The following is a 22135-nucleotide window of genomic DNA, read 5'->3' on the forward strand; positions in this document are numbered from 1 at the left end:
GGATTTTCTGATAAGAAGACATCGGCCATTTTACAGGAAAGGAAGACAGATACGATGGAATTACAGGAAAAGAAAAAGAGCCGGACAGAACAGAAAACAGATATGCAGAATAAGGAAAAAGCGTTGCTTACCCAACTTGACGAGATTGCAAAACAGGATCTCTGTCTGGCATTCTCCGGCGGTGTGGACAGCAGTCTGCTGCTGAAGCTTGTCATGGATGCATCTGCAAAATATGGAACAAAGGTTTATGCAGTAACCTTTCAGACACGGCTGCATCCGCCCTGCGACCTGGAGACAGCGACAAGAGTAGCAAAGGAGGTTGGCGCTGTTCATGAGGTCCTTTTTGTTGATGAGCTGGAGCAGGAGGCAATCCGTTACAATCCGGAAAACCGCTGCTATCTCTGTAAGCACTATCTATTTGGGAAACTTCTGGAATTTGCCCGCGATCACGGTGTCACCCAGGTACTCGACGGAACAAATGAGGATGACCTTCATGTCTACCGGCCGGGGCGAAAAGCGCTGAGAGAATATGGTGTCATCAGCCCGCTTGCAGCGTGTCATGTGACAAAAACAGAGGTAAAAGCACTTGCTGCAAAGTACGGCGTTTCCGTAGCACACCGTCCATCCACTCCATGTATGGCGACACGTCTTCCCTACGGGGCAGAAATTAACTATGACGTTCTGGATCGGATTGCGGACGGCGAAGCATGGCTTCATACGCTGTTCGGTGCGGAAGAGAATCTCCGCCTGCGTGTACATGGCGATGTGGTGCGTCTTGAAATTGCACCGGAGTGTATGGGGGAAGTGCTTGAGAAGAGAGAAGAAATGATTGCATATCTGAAAAAGCTCGGCTTTTCTTACCTGACGATGGATCTGGAAGGGTTCCGTTCCGGCAGTATGGATGAGAAAATAACACAGAAAGAGGAAACAAAATGAAAGCAATTTTAAGTGCGGACCGCAAATGGGGTCTGGGATATCAGGGACGGCTGCTGGTAAGTATTCCGTCTGATCTGCGGTTCTTCCGTGAAACTACGATGGGACACGTTGTCGTGATGGGAAGAAAGACACTTGCTACACTCCCGGCAGGCCAGCCGTTAAAAGGCAGAACGAATATTATTTTAAGCCGTGATCCAGAATGGACTGTCCGCGGCGCAACCGTTGTCCACAGTATCAAAGAGCTGATGGAAGTGTTAAAGCCGTATGAGGACGACGATATTTATGTTGCGGGCGGCGGAGAAATTTACCGTCAGCTTCTCCCATACTGTGATACGGCATACGTCACACGAATTGACATGACGTATCAGGCGGATACCTTCTTTGAGGATCTTGACGAATCACCGGATTGGGAGATGGTAGAAGAGGGTGATGAGCAGACCTGCTTTGATATTGAATTTTATTTCACGGAATACCGAAGAAAGAATGAAAAGGCAGAACGCCCGAGATAAGGGTAAGACAGGACGTAAAAAACGGAGAAACCACAGAAAAAGCGGCTTCTCCGTTTTTTTTATATAGGATACAAAAAGTATCAGTGCTGTCCGCCTGCAGAAAGCTCCAGCATTTTTTTCTTAATATCATTTTCGAGCTGTACCAGCTCAACTTCAGCGGCGGCACGTTTCTGGCGGCCGTCCTCCTGAATCTTCATCACTTCATCGAGGGTAGAGATCAGGCTCTGGTTCGTCTGTTTTAAGGTTTCCATATCGACGATACCGCGCTCAGATTCTTTTGCAGTCTCGATCGTTGCCATCTTCAGATTCTCCGCATTCTTTTTCAGAAGCTCATTTGTCATATCCGAAACCTGGCGCTGTGCTTTGGCAGCCTCAGTCGAGTGATGAACGCCGAGTGCAATGATCATCTGGTTTTTCCAGAGCGGAATGGTGTTGACGAGTGTGGATTGGATCTTTTCGGCCATTACAGAATCGCTGTTCTGAATCATGCGGATCTGCGGCGCTGTCTGGATCGAAACCATACGGGTCAGTTCCAGATCATACAGTTTCTTCTCAAATCGGTTGCAGAGATCTTCGAGATCCTTGGCAGCCTGTGCATCTTCGGCCTTTCCGGTCATCTGCGCTTTATTCTGCAGATCACGGAGTTCTGTGGAACGTACCAGCTCCAGCTTTTTCTTTCCAGCGAGAATGTACATGGTCAGCTCTTTAAAATAATTCAGGTTCTGTGCATACATCTGATCCAGAATGGCAATGTCTTTCAGAAGCTGCCGCTGGTGGCCGTCGAGCACGTCACAGATTTTATTGACATTCACCTCTGCCTTGTCATACTTCGCTTTCATTGCATTGATTTTGTTCGTGCTTTTCTTAAAGAAAGAGAATGGTCCCTTTTCTTCTTCTGCGTCAAACGTTTTCAGCTCTGTCACAACAGAGGTGAGCAGATCGCCGATTTCCCCGAGATCTTTGCTTCTGACGTTCTCCAGCGTTTTCTCGGAGAAGTCTGCCATTTTCTTCTGTGCACCGGCACCGTACTGCAGAATGCCGTTTGTATTGGCAAGATCAATCTGGGAAACAAAGGCATCCACCATGGCTTTCTGTTCGTCGGACAGAACAGAATCATCCATGACCTCTTTCTTTTCTTCCGGCTGCTGTACCGGAAGTTCCGGTTCCGGCTCCGGAGTGCCGAAACTTAAGCTTGGAATTTCAGTGGTGTCCTTTACAAAATCATTCATGTTTTCTATTCTCCTTTTCTTCGGTACGGAAACGTAACCGGTGATTTGATTTCAATTGTATAGCTTTGAATAGTTACATGTGAAGCGGCTCAATATCCTGCGTTGAAGGACCTGCCTGATTTGTCAGTCCCTCCTGCGCCAGCATCGTCTGCAGAACAGAGATATCAGAAGAAATATCCCATGCCGTTGTCTGGAACAGATCATCAAGCAGCTTTTCGAATGCGGCATTGATGGTATCCAGTGTGTCCTCGATTTCCTTCTTGGTTCGGAGGATATTGTCGCTTTGAATTGGTTCGTTCTCAAAGGAACGGTAAGCGTCGAGCAGCTTCCAGGTTGTCGGCATATAGTAATCCATAAATTTCCGCAGGGCGGCGGCTTCTTTTGGGCGCTTTTTTGCCTCCTCGAGAATCCGGGTAACAACCGTTTCGAGACGACTCAGCTTGGCTGTGATGACTTCACCCGGCAGATCCAGGTTGCACTGATGGATCTTCTGAATATACGATTCACATTCTTCCAGCATCTGCTGGTATTCCGGCGTTACACCGGAGGCCTCCAGCTGTTCACGTGCTTTCTGCTCAGCAATCTGCTGTTCCTTCTGGCTGGCGAGCATTGCGCGGTACTGGTCGTAGCAGTCATTTGTCACCATCAGACAGGTACCATTCTCGTCGAGGTGGCCCTGGCGCAGCATGGATTTATCAATCATGGTCGTAATATCGGTCAGAAGCTCACCTTTCTCACAGTGCATACTGTCGCAGAGTTCTTTCGTGGAAATATATTCCTTTGTGCCGATCAGCGTACAGATCTGGCGGAAATGGCGGACCAGACGCCGGTTTTTACTTCCCTTTTTCAGAAGAATGCCGCCGCCGATGGTAAATGCGGCAAAAATAAGAGAAGGAATCAGCGCGCTGTTGTCTGGACCTGCAAATAAGGAATAGAGACTAAGCGCTGTGCAGCAGCCGAACAGTCCGGTGACACCCCAGCCGGCGGCCGTCTGAAATCCGCCGACAAGTGCAAGATCGGTGGATGGCATAAAGCGCTCGCGCAGTACACGGCGTTCTTGTATGCGGCTGTTCCATTCCGTATTCTGGGGGGTCTGCCAGGTATGGGAAGGTTTGGGAACCGGGTTCGCGCTCTTACCCGGCATCGTGCCTCCCGGCCCGTAGGAATAGTGATGCGGTCCGGTCTGCTGCGCTGTATTATTATGGGAAGAATGCTGGCTGCTGTAGGAAGTATCTGCGGAATAGCCGCGGGACGGCTCCTGTGTGCCATTTGCACGGAATGGTCCCTTCCGGTTTGGGTAGACAAACTGGTTGATGGTGTCTGAAATCTTCCGGTTTAATTCCTGAAAATCCTGAGAATTTACAGCGTTATCCACAAGCTTTCCAATACTGTCGCCGACATCCTTTAAATCATCTTCAAAACTCATGACAGTTCCTTTCTGATGAGGTACTTTTTCTGTGTACCGTTTTCCATTTATTATACAATGCGATTGGAAATCTTACAAGCATACAGTGCTTAATTTTCTATGAAGCTGGAGCTGACGGGAATGGTTACAGTTCACAGGAAATGATTTTGTTTTTGGATGAGTTGAAAGAAAGCAGTAACTATTATATACTAAAGAATATCGAATGTCAGAAAAAATCAAATCAGAATAAAGGGGCCGCAATACTAAATGAATAAAAACGAAATTATCCAGATACAGGGAATGGAATATAAAGAAATGACAAAACAGCTTTTGAACAAATGTGCCTTAGCTACGCTCATTCCTTCGAAGGTCAGTCTCATCGGTATTAAGCCAAATCTGGTAGCACCTGTCCCGGCGGAGTTTGGAGGGACGACACATCCGGAGGTGGTTGCGGGGATCATCGAATATCTTCAGGAAAACGGATTTACTAACCTTCAAATCATGGAAGGCTCCTGGGTGGGAGATAAGACGGAGGAATCGTTTGAGGTCTGTGGATACCGTATGCTTTCGGAACAGTACGGCGTTCCGCTTATCGATGCGCAGAAGGAAAAAAGCATGCCGGTGCAGTGTGGTGATATGGAACTTCAGATTTGCGAATGTGCGAAAAAGGTGGATTTTATGATCAATGTCCCAGTCATGAAAGGCCATTGCCAGACTAAAATTACCTGCGCACTGAAAAATATGAAAGGTCTCTTGCCGAATAAAGAAAAACGTCATTTTCATGCCATGGGACTTCATCGGCCAATTGCGCATCTGGGGCTTGGGATTCATCAGGATTTTATTTTGGTGGATAATATCTGCGGAGACCTTGACTTTGAGGATGGCGGTAATCCGTTTATTATGAATCGCCTTTTCGCTGGGTTAGATCCGGTGTTGATCGATGCATATGTCTGCGCGGAACTGCATTATAAGCCAGAAGATGTCCCGTATGTCAAAATGGCAGAAGAGTTGGGCGTGGGCAGCGCTGATCTCACACGGCTTTCAAACCGCCAAATTGGCGAAATTGGTGAAAAAAGAGTGATTCCGGAAAAACGGAAGATCGTGGAACTGCAGGATGCCGTAGAGGAAGTTGAGTCCTGCAGTGCCTGCTACGGCTATCTGATCCCGGCGCTCGAACGGCTGAGGGAGGAAGGACTGCTACCGGAACTCCACGAAAAAATCTGCATCGGGCAGGGATACCGGGGAAAGAGCGGGGCGCTTGGTGTGGGAAGTTGTACTTCAGGGTTTAAATACAATCTGAAAGGCTGCCCACCGACCGATGAGCAGATGTATGAATTTTTGAAGCAGTACATTGCAACTAGACGAAAAACAGAAGCAGAAAAATAGCAACAGAGGAGAGAGTAAATGAAAAAAGCAGTCAAAGCCATTTTAAATGTATTGTCCTACGGCGGAATTGAAGTAGAATCCGCCCGTCGGCTTGCCGATATCAAGAAGCTGGATCCGATCCGTATTTTTCTGCGAAAATTGGATATGGAAATATATAATGGGGACTACAAGGTTCCGATTCGGCTGTTCTTCCCGGATGAAAAAATGGAGGAGCATGGTGCAAAAGAAGCGATTCTGTTCTTCCATGGCGGCGGCTGGACAACCGAGAGTGTGGAGACATACGACCGTGTCTGCGCACGCATGGCGCAGTCGACGGGGCAGATTGTTGTATCGGTAGAATACCGTCTTGCACCGGAGCATCGTTTCCCGACAGGCTTAGAAGACTGCTACGCCGCCGCCCAGGCAATGCTGCGCGGGGAGATTCTGCCGGAGGTAACGCCGGAAAATGTCACGATCATGGGCGACAGCGCAGGAGGAAATCTTGCGGCTGCGGTCTGCCTGATGGCGAGGGACAAAAAAGAACTGCTGCCGGGGAAACAGATTTTGATTTATCCGGCGGTGAATTCCTGTTACACAGAGAAATCACCGTACAAATCCGTGAAAACCAATGGAACCGGATACCTTCTGACCAGTGTCAAAATGGAAGATTATGTAATTCTGTATCAGCGGACCGAAGAAGACCGCAAAAATCCGTACTTTGCACCGGTGCTGGCAGAAAATCTGCAGGGACTGCCGGACACGCTGGTACTGACGGCGCAGTACGATCCGCTGCGCGATGAGGGCGAGGATTATGCGAAAAAGCTGAAAAGGGCTGGCAATCTGGTTGAACATCATCGGATCAAGGGCGCATTGCACGGCTATTTTGCGCTTGGCATTGAACACCTATATGTGCAGGAAAGTTTTCAGTATATGAATGCATTTTTAAGGAAAGAAAAACAGCAGAAAAATGCAGACGAAGAACTGGAAAACATAGCAGCAGTGAAGAAACAATTGACACACGGGAAGGCGTAAGGAGGCATAGAAAATGAAGAAAGAACATTCTTCGCGCTGGAGAAAGCTGGACAACGCGGCACAGGCATTTCCGGCGGCCACCGGAAAAAAGGATACGAGAGTCTTCCGGTTTTACTGCCAGCTGAAAGAGGACATCCAGGCGGATCTGCTGCAGAAAGCGCTGGAGCAGACAATGGAGCATTACCCGGTGTTTTCCATGGTACTGCGGAAAGGTCTTTTCTGGTTTTATCTGGAGCAGCGCGATCTGCCAGCAAAAGTAGAAGAGGAAAAGCGTCCGCCGTGCAGTGAGATTTACGTACCCGACCACAAAACGCTTCTTTTCCAGGTTTCTTACTATAAAACCCGAATCAATTTCGAAGTATTCCATGCCCTGACAGACGGTACCGGTGCGATGCTGTTTTTGAAAGAACTGGTAAGCAATTACCTGATCCTGCGCCATCCAGAGGAAACATTTTCCAAGGTCAGAGAAGATATGCTGACGGAAACGGATTTCGAGGAGGACAGCTTTTCCCAGTATTACACCGGAAAGAAAAATGAAAAAGAAAAAAGCCGCCCGGCATACCAGATCAAAGGCGAGTATCTGGAGCAGGAGGAGATGGAAATTACTGAGATTCTGCTTTCCGCGGAAGCAGTTCATAAGTGCGCAAAAGCACATGGCGTGTCGGTGACGGCGTACCTTGCGGCGGCGCTGGTATATGCGGTATATGAAGAAATCCCGAAAAGCAGGCTGAAAAAGCCGGTTTCTCTGATGGTTCCAGCCAACTTGCGTAACTTTTTCCCATCCGCATCGATGACGAATTTCTGGAGCTGGATCGAGATTGCCTGTGATCTTGGGCCGGAGGCATCGTTTGAGGATGCCCTGCAGATCACGGGAGCCGCGATGCAGAAAGAGGCGCTGAAGCAGGAGATTTCCACACGTATGAACGATCTGGTGCGGATTGAGCGGAATCCGGTGCTGCGCGCCGTGCCGCTGGAAATCAAAAATCTGGCGCTGATGGCGGGCACGACGCTCGGCGGACGAAGCATTACGACCGTCTATTCCAATATCGGCCGGATTCAGATGCCGCCGGAGTATGAAACATATATTGAGCGGTTCGGATTTTTCACCAGCACCGACAAAGTACAGATGTGTTCCTGTTCCTACGGTGACAGCATGGTGCTTGGAATCACATCTAAAATCGCTGATTCCAATATTGAACGGAACCTGATGCATCTGCTGCAGAAAGAGGGCATCGCCTGTGAACAGGAGGAAAATGATTTTCCGGGACAGAAAGAACAGCCGCACGGGACGGCCAAACTGGGATTGAAAATTTTTTCTTTCACCTGCATCGCGGCTGTCGTACTCTGCTGGATGATGAATTTCCTTGCAACGCCGCAGATGTGGTGGGCAGGTTATGCGACAGCGGGTGTGTTCTGCGCCTGGCTTCTGATCCGGGTGGGATATCAGAAACGGAAAAATCCACTCAAAAACAGTATGTGGCAATTGATCTTTATTATGATCGGTGCGATTCTGTGGGATTATGCGACGGGCTGGATCGGCTGGTCTGTCGATTTCGCAATTCCGCTCGCCGTTCTTATGAATGGCGCGACGATGCAGATTCTGGCAAGAGCGTACAAAATGGAGGTCAGTGAATATCTTTTTTATCTGATGCAGTCCGGAGCAGCAGGAATCGTTCCGGCGATTTTGTGGCTGACGGGAACTGTCCGCATTACCTGGCCGTCCGTGATCTGCGTGGGCCTTAGTGTGCTGTATCTGATCGGGCTGTTTTTTTTCCGCGGAAAAGATTTTATGCGGGAAATGCAGAAAAAATTCCGGGTATGAAGGGAAAAGGTGATAGAAAAAATAAGAAGAGCAGGTAAGAAAAGTGGATGTTGGTCCCTTTTCTTACCTGCTCTTTTGAAACTTGTGTGTGTCTGCGGCGGAAAAGCCTGGAGAGATATCTACTGCGCCTTCTCCTCACAGCCGCAGGAATCCCACGACGGCATTTCATCCCCATTTTTAATCGCATCGCGAACCGCGCTGTAATACCGCACTTTCTGCTGAATATGCTCGAGATCAGATTCCATGCGCTCGATTTTCTCGCGTGTATTCTGCTCATGTTCCTTGAGAATGGCAACCATCTGGTCAATATTTCCCGGGATATCGTTCTCAAGCCGGAAAAACTCCTGAATCCCCGCAATCGGAAGCCCGGTGCGTTTGAAGCAGAGAATTGCGGTCATGCAGTTAATGTGCTGCTGGGTGTAAATTCGTTTCTTACTTTCGGTATGAATGACATCCGTCAAAAGTCCGATCTCCTCATAATAACGAAGCGTAGAGGCCGGAAGTCCAAAACGCTCGGACATTTCACGAATGGTGTAGGTCTGCTGTTCCATGAAAAAACCTCCTTGAACGATAGAGTTTGAATAGTAGAATAACTTCTTAAAGTATACTTTAAGAAAGTGAAATTGTAAAGAGAGAATCTTCGTTACGTTTCACTTGGCAGTGCAGCACTTGCTGTTTTGATGCGTAGGAAAGGAATATTTATCAGAAAGTGAGAAGAAAAAGTACATTGCTTATTTGCACTAGAATGGAATATAATAAAAAGCAGAAAAAACGTGAAAAATGTGAGGAATAATCGTGAAACAGGAAATTATAGCAGACCTGTCCCGGATTACGGAGGAGGAACAGGCGATTCTGGACGGCAAGACGGAAGTGGAAAAGGAGCGGTATTCGAGCGGGCAGAAGTTTGTGATGGATGCGGGAAAGCTGCTGGAGCGGGGAAAATTGATTGATATTCGGCCGCACACGCGGTTTATTCGTTTTCCGGCGCACAGCCACAATTATGTCGAGATGATCTACATGTGCCAGGGAAGCACCGTGCACACCATCAACGGGGACCGGATCGAGCTGAAAACGGGTGAGCTGCTGATTCTGAATCAGAATGCAGTGCAGGAAATTGAACCGGCAGGGCGTGACGATATCGCGGTCAACTTTCTGATTCTGCCGGAGTTTTTTGACCAGACGCTGCGAATGATCGGGGCAGAGGAGAATCAGTTAAAGGATTTTGTCGTCGGCTGTCTGAAAAGCGGGGAGGTACCGCTCTGTTATCTGCATTACAGAATCGCGGATGTCCTTCCGGTGCAGAATCTGATCGAAAATCTCGTCTGGACGCTCTTACATCACCAGAGCAATAAGCGGAGCATCAATCAGATTACGATGGGCCTTTTATTCCTGCAGCTCATGAACTACACCGAACGCGTGCAGGTGGGAGAGCAGTATTTTGAACAGGAGATGCTGCTCGGCGTATACCGCTATATCGAGGAACATTACCGGGAGGGCAGTCTTTCGGAACTGGCGGAAGAACTGCACTACGATTTTTATACCTTAAGCCGCATGATCCGCCGTCTGACCGGGAAAAACTACACCGAACTCGTTCAGAACAAACGCCTGACCCAGGCCGCGTATCTGTTGGAAACGACGGGACTTTCCGTGGCAGACATCGGCGAGCGGGTCGGGTATGAGAACATGAGTTATTTCCATCGGATTTTCAAAGAGCGCTATGGAATATCGCCGAAGAAGTACCGGGTGGAGAAGAAAATACAATAGGACAAGAAAAACGGATCGAGAATCTGAACTTAAAACCAGATTTTCGATCCGTTTTTTGCGTGTAAATCGTATCAATTACTTACTGTTCATTTTCATCCTTCGGCAGCCGCACGATCCGTACCTTGTCGACTCTCCGGTCTGCCATTTTCAGTACGGTTACGTCGAGGCCATCCGAGACGAAATGATCGCCTTCCTTTGGCACGCGCTCGAGGATCCCCATGATCCATCCGCTGACCGTAAAGACGTCAAATTCTTTGTCAATATCGAGCTCTTCATACACCTTGTCGATGCTTGCCGTTCCGGTCACGAGGTATTCGTTTTCGGAAACTTTCTGGATTTCCTGTACAACCGCATCATGCTCATCCCAGATTTCGCCGACGAGCTCTTCGAGGATATCTTCCATGGTGATGATACCGTCGGTGCCGCCGAATTCATCAATGATAATGGCAATATGCGATTTCTTCGCCTGCATTTTTTTCAGCAGCGGGCCGACCTTCGTATTCTCGGTTACAAAGAGCGCCGGGCGGATGATGCTGCTTAGCGGTTTGTTGGTGTGGTAAATGTGGTTGTGGAAATCCTTCTGATACACAATTCCCACAATGTGGTCGATATCATCATCATACACCGGCAGCCGGGAAAATCCGGTGTCGGAGAAAGTCTTAGCGATCTCGGATTTCGTCGCATCGAGCGGAATGCCGATGACGTTGACACGCGGAGTAAAGATCTCTGCGGCCTCCATCTCCATGAAGCCGATTGCATTCTGAATCAGATCGCCTTCCTGGTCGTCGATGTCGCCCTCCTGGGTCGCCTCCTCGACGATGGTCATCAGTTCCTCATCGGTGATGCCGTGGTTTTCCGAGGATTTGAAGATGCGGGAGAGCAGCTTCTTCCACTGGGAAAAGAAAAACGTCACCGGGGTCAGCACGATCATCAGAATGTGGAGAAACGGTGCGGAAAATTTGGCGATCGTCTCCGGAGATTCTTTTGCAATGCTTTTCGGGGAAACTTCGCCGAAGATCAGGACCACGATAGTGGTTACGATCGTGGAAACCGTCGCACCGGAGTCGCCGCCGAGAAGCTTGATAAAAAGCACCGTGGCAATGGAGCTGAGTCCGATGTTGACGATGTTGTTGCCGACGAGAATCGTGGAGAGCAGCTTGTCAAAGTTCTCCAGCAGCTTTAACACCAGTTCCGCCCGCTTGTCGCCTTTTTCTGCCATATTTTTCATGCGGATGCGGTTCAGCGAGGTGAAAGAAGTCTCCGTCGCCGAAAAGTAGGCTGAGAGCATGACGCAGATAAGAATGATGATGAGTGACACAATGTCGCTGTTCATTTGTTTTTCCTTTCTTAGGAAACCGGGACACGATGCAAAAAATGTACAAAAAGACATAACCTATCTTGAATCTGGCAGAATCAAAGATAGATTATGTCTCCGTTTATCAAATGATGAAAATAAAGCATCGTCGAGGCATACTGCCTGAGTCGTCCATGTTTCTGTAATCCTTTCGTTGATCAGTAATCCCTTTTATTGTACGGTATGTGGGAATAATTGTCAATAAGGCATGCGAAAATCACAGGAAATACGAAACCGCATTGTTGTAGCTGATATTTTCCACCATCTCTTTCAGAAACTCCAGGTTCGCCGGGTACTCCCCGTTTTCCACCCAGTTTCCGATTTGATTGCAGAGAATCCGGCGGAAATATTCGTGGCGCGGGAAGGAGAGGAAGCTGCGGGAGTCGGTCAGCATGCCGATGAAGGTGGAAAGCATGCCGATGCTGGAAAGCGTCGCAAGCTGGGATTCCATGCCGTATTTGTGATCGTTGAACCACCATGCGGTACCGAACTGCACTTTCGAGCGGATGCCAGGCGCAGCAAAGTTTCCAGCCATGCTTGCAAGCATCGGGTTGTCGCCCGGGTTCAGAGAGTAGAGCACAGTTTTCGGCAGTGCGTCGTCCTCGTCCATATCGTTTAAGAAAGCGCCGAGCATCGGGGCAAAGGCGAAATCGTTCATGCTGTCAAAGCCGGTATCGGCACCGAGCGCACGGAACATCCGCTTCGAGTTGTTGCGGAGTGCTTTGATATGAAGCTGCATGGCGATATTGTGCTTATGATACAGCCGTCCGAGGTTCGTCAGAAGGAAGCCCTTGTACATGCCGAGCTCTTTTTCAGTGAGAGCACCGCCGTTCATGCGATTTTCAAATACATCATTCGCCTCAGCAGCCGTGCATGGCACATAGAAGCAGCCCTCAAGGCTGTGGTCGCTGACAACGCAGCCGGCGGAGAGGAAGAAGTCGAGGCGGCAGGAGAGGGCATGCACCATATCCTCTGCGGATGCAATCGTCCTGCCGGCGGCAGCGGCAAGCTTTTCCACGTATTCCGGGAAATCCGGCTTTTCGAGATGAACGGCGCGGTCAGGGCGGAAGGACGGCAGAACGCGGCAGGCAAAGTATTCCTTCTGTAATGCCAGATGGCAGTGCAGATCATCTGCAGGATCGTCGGTGGTGCACAAATGCGACACATGCTGGTTCAGAATCAGATTGCGCACGGTAAACTCCTTCGTCTGCAGTTTTGCATTCGCCTCATCCCAGAGCTCCTTCGCTGTTGCGCGGGAGAGCGGTGTCGTGATGCCGAAGTACCGCTGCAGCTCCAGATGTGTCCAGTGGTATAAAGGATTGCCGATCGCGTTCTCAATCGTCTCGGCAAACGCCAGATATTTGTCGTAATCATCGGCGTTTCCGGTGATCAGATCCTCCGAAAAGCCCATCGCACGCATGGCACGCCATTTATAATGATCCCCGCCGAGCCAGACGCGTGTCAGATTCTCCATCTGGCGGTCTTCGAGAATCTCCTGCGGATTCAGATGGTTGTGATAGTCAAAAATGGGCATTTTTTCAGCTGCCTCGTGGTACAGCGTTTTCGCCGTATCGGTCTGCAGCAGAAAGTCAGCGTCCATAAAAGGTTTCATATGGAAATACCTCCCTTTTAGAATTGAGCAGTCAGCGCAGCAAGCGTATCTGCCACAGCGCCAGGTCCCTGAAGCATCGAGACAAAAGCATTCAGCACACGGTCAGAAAGTCCGGCAGAAATCAGATCCACACCGAAAATCGAAGCATCGGAGAGCAGCGGAGCCAGAGTTTTGGAAAGCGCCTTACGGTCAGCCGGTGCGCCGAGTTTCAGATCCTGCACATACGGGCGGACCGTGGCAAGCAGCGGATCCGGGCTCAGATCAAATGCATCGCCGTTGTCATCCACGCCCATCAGATACCTCAGCCATCCCGCAAATACAGCCGGAATTGCCTGAAGATCCGAGAGTGACAGCTCCGGAGAAGCAAGATACGATTTGATCGTCTCACCGAACCGGATCGACAGCTTCTGTGACGTGTCGGTCGCAATTCGCTGCGGCGTATCCGGCATAAACGGATTCGGGATGCGGATGTTCAGCACTTCATCGATAAACTGCTTCGGAGAGAGAATGCCAGGATCGGTGACAACCGGAAGTCCTTCCACATATCCGATGCGCTCCACGAGCTTTTTCAGCACCGGATTTTTCATCTCATCACTGATCAGTTCATAGTCCAGCAGGCAGCCGAACACAGCGAGTGCGGTGTGCAGCGGGTTCAGGCAGGTGCAGACCTTCATGCGCTCTGTTTTGTTGACAGTTTCCCGGTCGGTAAAGATCCATCCGCTCTTTTCCATCGGCGGCCGTCCGTTCGGGAAATGATCTTCGACTACGAGGTACTGGCATTCCTCTGCATTGACGAACGGAGCAACGTAGGTGTGGCGGGAGGTGACGATCGGCTGTGCATCGGCGAGGCCGTCCTCCTCGAGCATCTTTTCGATGGAAGCATCCGGCCGCGGGGTGATCTTGTCGATCATGGTCCACGGGAAGCTGACTTTTTCCGGGTTCTGCAGATAGGAGAGGAAGCCTGGCTGTACCAGCTTGTTTTCTTCCCATGCAGAAGCGTAGGCTGTCAGGGCAAGGGAAAGTTTTTCGCCATTGTGGGAGCAGTTGTCGGTGCTGACCATCGCAACCGGTTTTTCGCCTGCAAGAAATCTTTCATATAAAAGAGAAGCAACTTTTCCCATATAGCTGGTAACGGAAGAAGGTCCGGCAGCAAAATTGGCAGCAACAGACGGAAGCAGTTCGCACGCACCGTTTTTCAGGGAATATCCCTTTTCGGTGATCGTAAACGTCGCCATCTGCAGGGAATCCTTGGTAAAGATTTCTTTTAACCGGGCAAAATCCGGAGAATCCGCCGTATCGGCAGCCAGCGATTCTGCGATGCTTCCAACAATGGTTTTCTCGACAGAACCATCGGCTTTTAAGGTCACCAGAATGCTTAAATTATCGTGCGGCTGGTACATATCACGGATGATTTCTGTATCGAAGCCCTCCGCAACGATGACACCGCGGTCAAAGGTACCGTTGTTCAGCAGTTCCTGTGCTGTATTTGCCTGGAAGGCACGGAAAATATTTCCGGCTCCGAAATGCACCCAGCACGGAGATTCTTTCGTGCGGGTGATCATTGCTTCGCGGTCATAGGATGGAAGCGCATAGCCTGCGGCTTCCCACGCTTTTTGATCTGCCAGTCCGGCAGCTGTTAAGTTAAGAGACATCAGTAGAAACCTCCTTTAAATTCCACGTTTGTGACTCTTGTCAATAGCTTCCCAGAGTCCGTTTAAATAAGTCGCGCCGAGTGCGCGGTCATACAGTCCATAGCCCGGCATTGCCTTCTCTCCCCAGATCATACGTCCGTGGTCCGGGCGGATCGGGCCGTCAAAGCCGATGTCGTACAGCGCTTTCATGATCTCATACATATCGAAGCTGCCGTCAGAGGAAAGGTGTGCGGCCTCCTCGAAATCCTGCTGGCTGTGGAATTTCAGATTGCGGACGTGAGCGAAGTGGATGCGGCCCTTTAAGGAACGGATCATATCCGGCAGATCGTTCTCCAGGTTCGTTCCGTAGGAGCCCGAGCAGAAGGTCACGCCGTTGTGCGGGTCATCGACCATCTTCATCATGCGCAGAATGTTTTCTTTATTAATGATGATTCTCGGAAGACCGAAGACACTCCATGCCGGGTCGTCCGGGTGAATGGCCATTTTGATGTCGTACTCGTTGCAGACCGGCATGATGCGTTCGAGGAAGTATTTGAGGTTGGCAAACAGTTTCTCATCATCCACATCGCGGTAAGCGTCAAAGAGCTCTTTCACTTTTGCCATGCGCTCCGGCTCCCAGCCAGGAAGAATTGCGCCGTTTGCATCACCTGCGATAGATTCAAACATTTTTTCCGGAACAAGTGCGTCTACGGCGGACTGTTTGTAGGCAAGTACGGTCGAGCCGTCCGGACGGACGCGTGCGAGTTCTGTTCTGGTCCAGTCGAAGACCGGCATGAAGTTATAGCAGACAAGGTGAATGTCTTCCTCGCCGAGGTGCTTTAACGTTTCAATATAATTATCGATGTACTGCTCACGGTCCGGGCTGCCGATTTTGATGGCGTCGTGGATGTTGACGCTCTCGATGCCGGAGATGTGAAGTCCAGAGGCCTCAACCTCTTCTTTTAACGCGTGAATCGCTTCGCGTGTCCACACCTCGCCCGGGGTAGTGTCGTACAGGGTTGTGATGACTCCGGTTACGCCCGGAATCTGGCGGATCTGCTCTAAGGTAACGGTATCAAATTTGGAACCATACCAGCGAAATGTCATTTCCATAAGAAAAACTCTCCTTTATTTTGTAATGTACTCTCGGAATCTTTCTGCACTTGCCTTTGCGGCTGATTTTCCGCCAGCTGCACCCGAATTTCATCAACGTACGCACCGCGTACGCCTCAGAAATTTGGGCACAACTGACAAAAAATCATCTCACAAAAACAAGCACAGAAAGATTCCGAGAGTACATTGTATTTTGCAAGTGGTGTTCTTTGCTTTTTATTGTATCGTTTCTTAAGAAAAAAGCCATGGCAAGAATTGTTGAGCACATTGCAAAAGTTGCGGCGGTTGGCCGGGAAAAAGCAAAATCAGACTACAGGTGTGATAAGTAATATCTTTCTGGTATGACTAACCAATAGGAAAAACCTATAAGCGATTCATCGAAATAACAATTACCAAAAGGCGTTTTAGGGGTTGCACATAGAAAAAATATGCATTATAATATGCCATGTAATCGAGAAACATATTAAACATATCGACTTAATAGGAAAGGAGAACAGCAAATGAAAAAAACAGACAACAGACGAATGCAGGAGAACAGAATGATGGAGATGTGTTGTTGCTGTTGCTGCAGCTCCAATCAGAATAAAGAAAAATAAGAAACATTCGCAGGCAGAAAAAGCATAGCAGAAATTGCATGTGCGGGCAGGCCGGAACGAATGCCTGCTATTTTTTTAACCTTTTTTAAAAGAAATGCGAATGAACAACATAAGAATAGTCAATAAACAGACATAGAAAACGGAGGACAAAAACATGAGCGGATGCGGATGCAGCTTCACCCCAGTTGAAAATAAAGAAACCGAAGAAATCAAATACACCGATGCACTGGCAGAACAGTTTGCAGCAGAAGTCGGAGTAGACCCAAGACCAAATGAAACCCTTGTAGAGATCGATGAGCGCGGCGCTTTCATCCGTCAGCCAAATGCATTTATCCAGCCATTCGGCGATAAAGAAGGCGACCTGAAAGCAGAAGCAAACCGCTTCGGGATCTACTGGGCAACCGGATGCAACTGGTCCAACCGTCCGATCATCGTGCGGGAGCTTTTAGGACTGCAGGATGTGATCTCGGAGACGAGAGTTTCTCCATCCGGCGAGACAAACCGTTACGGACATGCATTCGGACAGTATCCGGATTTCAAGGATCCGGCGACAGGCGCTTACTTCTTAAGTGAGTTCTATAAAAGAGCAAACCCGGACTTCAAAGGAAGAGCAACGACACCGACCCTGGTGGATGTCAAAGAGAAAAAGGCTGTGAACAACGATTATCACCGCCTGACGAACTACCTCGAAGTGCAGTTCCGTCCATTCCAGCCAAAAGATGCGCCGGACCTGTACCCGAAAAAATTCCGGAAAGAGATCGATAAGTTTAACGACTGGCTCTTCCCGCATGTCAACAACGGCCATTACCGCATGGCATTCTGCCAGTCACCGGAAGCATACGATGAGGCATACGAAGATTTCTATGAATCCCTCGATAAGCTGGACAAACGGCTGGAGACGAACCGTTTCCTGTTCGGCGACTACATCACCGACAGCGATGTCCGCGCTTACGTCACTCTGATCCGTTGGGATGTCAGCTACTTCCGCAACGTAGGACCGGTGAAGAAACCGATTCGTGATTACAAAAATATCTGGGGCTACTTAAAAGAGCTGTATGCGATCCCGGCCTTCCGTCACGGAAGCGATCCGCAGGTGCTGGCACTTTCGAGACCTGGAAAGAAATTAGGCGAGGTTCTCTTCCGCGGATACAACGAACGAATCCTTGCAAAAGTAGATTTCGAGAAGCTGATGGCAGACGATGGATCGAGAAGAACACTCAGCAAAACACCGGACGAAGTATTCCTTCGCCATCCGGAGGGAGAGACCTACGAGGATTACGCAGGAGAAATCTCAAAAACCATCTGGAACAGCCCGAAATGGGAAGACAGAAACCCGAAGAACGGCGTACTTTCCGTGGATGCATCGATTAATCCGCTGAAAGGACTTTTATAAAGAGATAAGACAGAAGAATCCGGAGCGCTCTGGTGGAACACTCTCAGGCAGCCGGGGCGCGGCCGGAACTGAAAAGAACGAGGAAATGAGGAGGATTTTATTATGAAAAAGACAAAGAAATTCTGGGCAGTATTGGCAGCGGCGGGCCTTTTGGCAGTAAGCTTTGCAGGATGCGGAAGCAATGCATCAGCAAATGCAGGAAGCAGCAGTGGTTCCGCAGCATCATCTTCCGCAGAAGGCAGCTCCGCATCGGATTCCGGTGAGAAAAAAGTGATCAAAGCTGTAACAAGCGGCACACTGGCACCGTACTTTTACGTAAATGATGACAACGAGCTGACCGGTGTCGATATCGATATCGTAAAAGAAGTGTTCAACCGCCTTCCGCAGTATGAACTGAAAATTGAGCAGGCAGATGCACTGCAGGGTGTGCTGAGCGGTCAGTACGACATCGCAGTCAACAACTATGGATATACCGATGAGAGAGCAGAATCCTACTACTTCTCTTTACCATATAAAACCAGCTTCAACGAATACATTCAGAGAACCGGCGATGAGCCGCTGACTTCTCTTACCGATCTGGCAGACCGCGGATACAAAATTGAGCTGAGTGCAGGAAGCCTTACCGCAAATGCACTGGAAAAATGGAATACAGACAACCCGGATCACCAGATCAATATCGTATATTCCAATGCAAACTTCCAGGTCCGCTACCAGCACATCGTAGATGGAACCGCTGATGTGGCAATCGACGACGGACCGATCATCGACAACCTGCTTCCGCAGTTCGGACTGGAAGGTCAGCTGGAAGCAAACGAGATCGACGAGGAGACCGAAGATTTCCTGTTCCCGCAGAACAATACCTACTTCCTGTTTGGAAAGAACGAAGAGGGCGCAGCACTCCGCGAGGATGTTGACAAAGCCTTAAAAGAGATGAAAGAAGACGGAACTCTTTCCAAGATCACAACCGAGTATCTCGGCGTGGACACCAGCCCGGACGAGAAATACTTTGATGAGACACCAAACTAGAATATCGTTTTCGAAATAAAAACAGAAGAGATTACAAAACAGACGGGAAGCGGATCGAGAACATCCGTTTCCCGATTCTAAAAGGAGCGAAAAACATGGCAGAAATTTACCGGGTAGAAAAGGGAAGCGAAGAGTGGAAATACAAAGCATATGATTACGTCAGAACCGATGCGTTCTGCTGCGGACAGAACATTCCGATTGAACTGGAATTCGGACAGGACGAGAGCAAAGATGATCTGCAGGCGATTCTGCTGACAGAAGATCACAAGCCGGTAGCCGGCTGCCGCATCGCATTTCCGGCGGAAAAGACAGGAAAAATCGAGCGTGTCTGTGTTGTCAGAGAAAAACAGAAAAGCGGATACGGCCGCGTGCTGATCGAAGCCGCTGAGAAATGGCTGAAAGAATACGGTGTCGATCACATCGTCATCACGAGCCAGGACCGCGCCGCAGGCTTTTATGAGAAATTAGGCTACAAACTGAATCCGGACGCTGACCTGTCGGTATACGACCACCATGCACCGAAGAAAGACGAAGAGCCGAAAAAGCCGAAGAAAAATCTTGGCTTTACCTGTGTACTGGTAGAAAAATACGTGTAAGAGAGGAAAAAAATCATGGGAAAATTATTTGACGTTTCACTGGTATTTTCATCCATACCAGAATTGCTGACAAAGCTGCCGATCACGCTGGAACTGGCCGTGGTTTCTATGCTGATCGGACTGGGACTGGGACTTGTGATGGCGATCATCAAAATGAAAAAAATCAGAGTGCTGACGCAGATTACGAATCTTCTGATTTCACTGCTCCGCGGCACGCCGGTCATCGTACAGCTGTACGTTGCGTTCTTTGGTATTCCCATGATGTTCAAGACAATCAACCAGCAGTTCGGAACGAATCTGGCGGTTGCCAATATTTCCGGTTTCGTCTATGCGATGATCGCTCTGGGACTGAACCAGTCGGGCTTTATGGCTGAGATTATCCGTTCGGCCCTGCAGTCCGTTGACCCGGGCCAGATCGAAGCAGCACATGCACTTGGCATGACGTATCCGCAGACACTGCGCCGCATCATTCTGCCGGAGGCCTTTGAGGTTGCGCTTCCGACCCTTGGAAACTCTTTTATCAGTATCATCAAAGGAACGTCTCTTGCTTTTACCTGCGCCGTTGTCGAGATTACCGCACAGGGCCAGATTATTGGAGGAAGAACGTATCGCTACTTTGAAGTTTACGTTTCACTGGCTATCATTTACTGGCTGGTAACGCTGGTGATCGAGCAGATCATCCGCGTAATTGAAAATAAAATCCGGATTCCGGACCAGGTAGAGCTGGCGTCCGCAAACGGGGAGGGTAAGAAAAATGATAAAAATTGATCATTTATCAAAAAAATATAACGACAACGTGGTGCTCGACGACATCAGCCTCGAGATCAAACAGGGCGATGTTGTGGGAATCATCGGTCCTTCCGGAACCGGAAAATCAACGCTTCTGCGCTGCGTCAACCGCCTTGAGACACCGGAGAAGGGAACGGTGACGATCGGGGACAAGGTGATCGGCCTTTCCGAGCGGAAACCGAAAGAGCTTCTGTATTTAAGACAGAACACAGGAATGGTGTTCCAGCGGTTCAATCTGTTTGAGAAGAAAACCGCACTGGAAAATGTGATGGAAGGCCTGATTGTTGTCAAGAAGATGAAAAAAGACGAGGCCAGAGCCATTGCATTAGAAGAACTGAAACTGGTCGGCATGGAGAAATGGGCAAACCATTATCCGAAACATATGTCCGGCGGACAGCAGCAGAGGGTGGCGCTCGCAAGAGCCCTCGCCATGAAACCGCAGATTCTGCTGCTCGACGAGCCGACTTCAGCCCTTGACCCGGAGCTGGTTGGAGAGGTTCTGGATGTTATTAAAAAAGTTGCGGCACAGGGATATACAATGCTTCTGGTTTCCCATGAGATGAACTTTATCCGCCATGTGTCGAACCGTGTGATCTTCCTTGATAAAGGACACGTAGTAGAAGACGGAACACCGAAAGAAGTATTCGAGCATCCGCAGAATCAGAGAACACGGGAGTTCTTCAGCAAGATGCATATTATGGCGCAGCCTGAGTATGTTATTTAAATTGCGGACACAGCCAAAGAGTAGGAGAAAAGATTATGATAGATGAGAAAAGAATTGCTGATTTTTTTGCGGAGCTGGTATCTATCAATTCGCCGTCCTTAGAGGAGCGCGAGATGGCGGACACCTTAAAAATAAAATTCGCCGAAATCGGGGTTACGCTTACAGAAGATCATACGCAGGAGCAGACCGGCTCCAATGCGGGCAATCTGTTCGCGCGCATTCCGGGCAGCCTTGCAGGAGCCCCGGTTCTCTTTGCGGCCCACATGGACACTGTTGAGCCTGCAAAAGGCAAAAAAGCCGTCTCCCATGAGGATGGAACCGTAACGAGCGATGGCACGACGGTTCTTGGCGCCGACGACCTCGCCGGTGTGACAGCCATCTATGAAGTTGTCCGCCACATCATCGAGACCAAAACACCGCACCGCCCGATCGAAATCCTGATCTCGACTGGTGAGGAGCTGTACTGCAAAGGCGCAAATGCCTTCAACTACAGCCAGGTGCAGGCAAAAGAAGCATACGTTCTGGATTTAAGCGGCGCGATCGGTGCAGCCGCCTACGCGGCACCGACACTCGTTTCCTTCGCGGCGAAAATCCAGGGAAAAGCCGCCCACGCCGGTTTCCACCCGGAGGACGGCATCAACAGCATCCAGGCGGCCGCCCGCGCAATCGCACAGCTTCCGCAGGGCCACGTGGATGAAAGCACCACTGCCAACATCGGAAAAATCGGCGGCGGCTCCGGTACCAACATCGTTTCGGAAAGCTGCGTGATCGAAGGCGAAATTCGAAGCCTGAACCACGAGACGGCCATGGAGCTTCTGGAAACATATCACAGAACCTTCCAGCAGGAAGCAGAGAAGATTGGTGCGAAGCTGGTCTGGGAAGAAAAGCTGAATATCCATGCGTATGAGACGCCGCTGACAAGCGATGCCGCAAGGCATTACGAGAGCGCCGTTGCAGAAGAAGGCCTGACCGCTGCATTCGAAAAAACTTTCGGCGGCAGCGACAACAACGTCTTTGCACAGCACGGCATCGAAGGGCTTGTCATCGCAACCTCGATGAATCAGGTACACAGCTGCGCCGAGTACACAAAAATCCCGGAGATAGCCCAGGTGGCGCGGATTGTGGCCAATCTTGCCGCACCGCAGGAAGCCTGAACAGGTCCCGGACGAAAAAACAGAATACGTAAAAAATCCCCAAAGCCCGCCGGCAGATGTGAAAACAAAAACCGGCGGGCTTTTC

The 22135-nt window shown here is 49.6% G+C and carries 19 protein-coding genes; 12 read left to right on the forward strand and 7 right to left on the reverse strand.

What is annotated here, in order from left to right:
* Positions 1 to 54 precede the first annotated feature (54 nt).
* Both larE and DWX00_RS09250 read left to right on the forward strand, forming a co-directional pair.
* Positions 55 to 936, forward strand: a complete 882-nt coding sequence (larE, locus tag DWX00_RS09245) for an ATP-dependent sacrificial sulfur transferase LarE (protein ID WP_330416931.1) — start codon at positions 55 to 57, stop codon at positions 934 to 936.
* A complete protein-coding gene (locus tag DWX00_RS09250) occupies positions 933 to 1445 on the forward strand; it encodes a dihydrofolate reductase (RefSeq protein WP_055218639.1) in 513 nt (170 codons plus the stop codon). Before larE ends, DWX00_RS09250 begins: the two co-directional genes overlap by 4 nt.
* An 80-nt stretch (positions 1446 to 1525) precedes the next feature.
* On the opposite strand, the gene DWX00_RS09255 is transcribed toward DWX00_RS09250, so the two are convergent.
* Together DWX00_RS09255 and DWX00_RS09260 are read right to left on the reverse strand one after the other, a co-directional pair.
* Positions 1526 to 2674 carry a toxic anion resistance protein gene (locus DWX00_RS09255; RefSeq protein ID WP_117801477.1) on the reverse strand — a complete coding sequence of 383 codons (1149 nt, stop codon included), beginning with the start codon at positions 2672 to 2674 and terminating at the stop codon, positions 1526 to 1528.
* 73 nt (positions 2675 to 2747) lie between these two features.
* Positions 2748 to 4100: a 5-bromo-4-chloroindolyl phosphate hydrolysis family protein gene (locus tag DWX00_RS09260; RefSeq protein ID WP_118595090.1), complete on the reverse strand. Its 1353-nt coding sequence runs from the start codon at positions 4098 to 4100 to the stop codon at positions 2748 to 2750.
* A gap of 246 nt (positions 4101 to 4346) precedes the next feature.
* Here DWX00_RS09260 and DWX00_RS09265 point away from each other — a divergent pair, with 246 nt between their 5' ends.
* Genes DWX00_RS09265 through DWX00_RS09275 form a run of 3 tightly spaced genes read left to right on the forward strand, consistent with a single transcriptional unit; the run spans position 4347 to position 8298 of the window.
* Positions 4347 to 5465 (forward strand): DUF362 domain-containing protein, encoded by a 1119-nt coding sequence (locus DWX00_RS09265; protein ID WP_118595091.1) that lies wholly within the window; start codon positions 4347 to 4349, stop codon positions 5463 to 5465.
* A gap of 18 nt (positions 5466 to 5483) precedes the next feature.
* Positions 5484 to 6476, forward strand: coding sequence for an alpha/beta hydrolase (locus DWX00_RS09270; protein WP_117761068.1), 993 nt, complete (start codon positions 5484 to 5486; stop codon positions 6474 to 6476).
* Between the two features lie 13 nt (positions 6477 to 6489).
* On the forward strand, positions 6490 to 8298 hold the full coding sequence (locus tag DWX00_RS09275; protein ID WP_117509492.1) for a DUF6320 domain-containing protein: 1809 nt from the start codon (positions 6490 to 6492) through the stop codon (positions 8296 to 8298).
* A gap of 119 nt (positions 8299 to 8417) precedes the next feature.
* Here the strand turns inward: DWX00_RS09275 and DWX00_RS09280 are convergent, their stop codons facing one another.
* Positions 8418 to 8849 (reverse strand): MerR family transcriptional regulator, encoded by a 432-nt coding sequence (locus DWX00_RS09280; protein WP_118595092.1) that lies wholly within the window; start codon positions 8847 to 8849, stop codon positions 8418 to 8420.
* 244 nt (positions 8850 to 9093) lie between these two features.
* Between DWX00_RS09280 and DWX00_RS09285 the strand changes: the two genes are divergently transcribed.
* On the forward strand, positions 9094 to 10062 hold the full coding sequence (locus DWX00_RS09285; protein WP_118595093.1) for an AraC family transcriptional regulator: 969 nt from the start codon (positions 9094 to 9096) through the stop codon (positions 10060 to 10062).
* Positions 10063 to 10141: 79 nt separating this feature from the next.
* Here the strand turns inward: DWX00_RS09285 and DWX00_RS09290 are convergent, their stop codons facing one another.
* The 4 genes from DWX00_RS09290 to uxuA all read right to left on the reverse strand — a co-directional run bounded on the left by DWX00_RS09290 (position 10142) and on the right by uxuA (position 15772).
* Positions 10142 to 11395: an HlyC/CorC family transporter gene (locus tag DWX00_RS09290; protein ID WP_118595094.1), complete on the reverse strand. Its 1254-nt coding sequence runs from the start codon at positions 11393 to 11395 to the stop codon at positions 10142 to 10144.
* Positions 11396 to 11633: 238 nt separating this feature from the next.
* On the reverse strand, positions 11634 to 13028 hold the full coding sequence (gene uxaC, locus DWX00_RS09295) for a glucuronate isomerase (protein WP_118595095.1): 1395 nt from the start codon (positions 13026 to 13028) through the stop codon (positions 11634 to 11636).
* A 17-nt stretch (positions 13029 to 13045) separates the two neighbouring features.
* Positions 13046 to 14680 carry a mannitol dehydrogenase family protein gene (locus DWX00_RS09300; RefSeq protein ID WP_118595096.1) on the reverse strand — a complete coding sequence of 545 codons (1635 nt, stop codon included), beginning with the start codon at positions 14678 to 14680 and terminating at the stop codon, positions 13046 to 13048.
* 15 nt (positions 14681 to 14695) lie between these two features.
* Positions 14696 to 15772 (reverse strand): mannonate dehydratase, encoded by a 1077-nt coding sequence (uxuA, locus tag DWX00_RS09305; protein ID WP_117509484.1) that lies wholly within the window; start codon positions 15770 to 15772, stop codon positions 14696 to 14698.
* 750 nt (positions 15773 to 16522) lie between these two features.
* Between uxuA and DWX00_RS09315 the strand changes: the two genes are divergently transcribed.
* The 6 genes from DWX00_RS09315 to DWX00_RS09340 all read left to right on the forward strand — a co-directional run bounded on the left by DWX00_RS09315 (position 16523) and on the right by DWX00_RS09340 (position 22050).
* Complete coding sequence (locus DWX00_RS09315) at positions 16523 to 17761, forward strand: glutathione S-transferase C-terminal domain-containing protein (protein WP_118595098.1); 1239 nt, start codon at positions 16523 to 16525, stop codon at positions 17759 to 17761.
* Between the two features lie 102 nt (positions 17762 to 17863).
* Complete coding sequence (locus DWX00_RS09320) at positions 17864 to 18787, forward strand: transporter substrate-binding domain-containing protein (RefSeq protein ID WP_118595099.1); 924 nt, start codon at positions 17864 to 17866, stop codon at positions 18785 to 18787.
* A 95-nt stretch (positions 18788 to 18882) separates the two neighbouring features.
* On the forward strand, positions 18883 to 19383 hold the full coding sequence (locus tag DWX00_RS09325; protein ID WP_117509481.1) for a GNAT family N-acetyltransferase: 501 nt from the start codon (positions 18883 to 18885) through the stop codon (positions 19381 to 19383).
* A gap of 15 nt (positions 19384 to 19398) precedes the next feature.
* The gene (locus DWX00_RS09330; protein ID WP_118595100.1) at positions 19399 to 20151 is read left to right on the forward strand and encodes an amino acid ABC transporter permease; all 753 of its coding nucleotides are present in this window, start codon (positions 19399 to 19401) and stop codon (positions 20149 to 20151) included.
* Positions 20138 to 20896, forward strand: a complete 759-nt coding sequence (locus tag DWX00_RS09335) for an amino acid ABC transporter ATP-binding protein (protein WP_022462084.1) — start codon at positions 20138 to 20140, stop codon at positions 20894 to 20896. The genes DWX00_RS09330 and DWX00_RS09335 overlap by 14 nt, the downstream gene beginning before the upstream one ends.
* A gap of 35 nt (positions 20897 to 20931) precedes the next feature.
* Positions 20932 to 22050, forward strand: a complete 1119-nt coding sequence (locus tag DWX00_RS09340; RefSeq protein ID WP_179964632.1) for a M20/M25/M40 family metallo-hydrolase — start codon at positions 20932 to 20934, stop codon at positions 22048 to 22050.
* Positions 22051 to 22135: the final 85 nt, after the last annotated feature.

The organism is Blautia sp. AF17-9LB (genome assembly GCF_003479185.1).
GTDB lineage: Bacteria > Bacillota > Clostridia > Lachnospirales > Lachnospiraceae > Fusicatenibacter > Fusicatenibacter saccharivorans.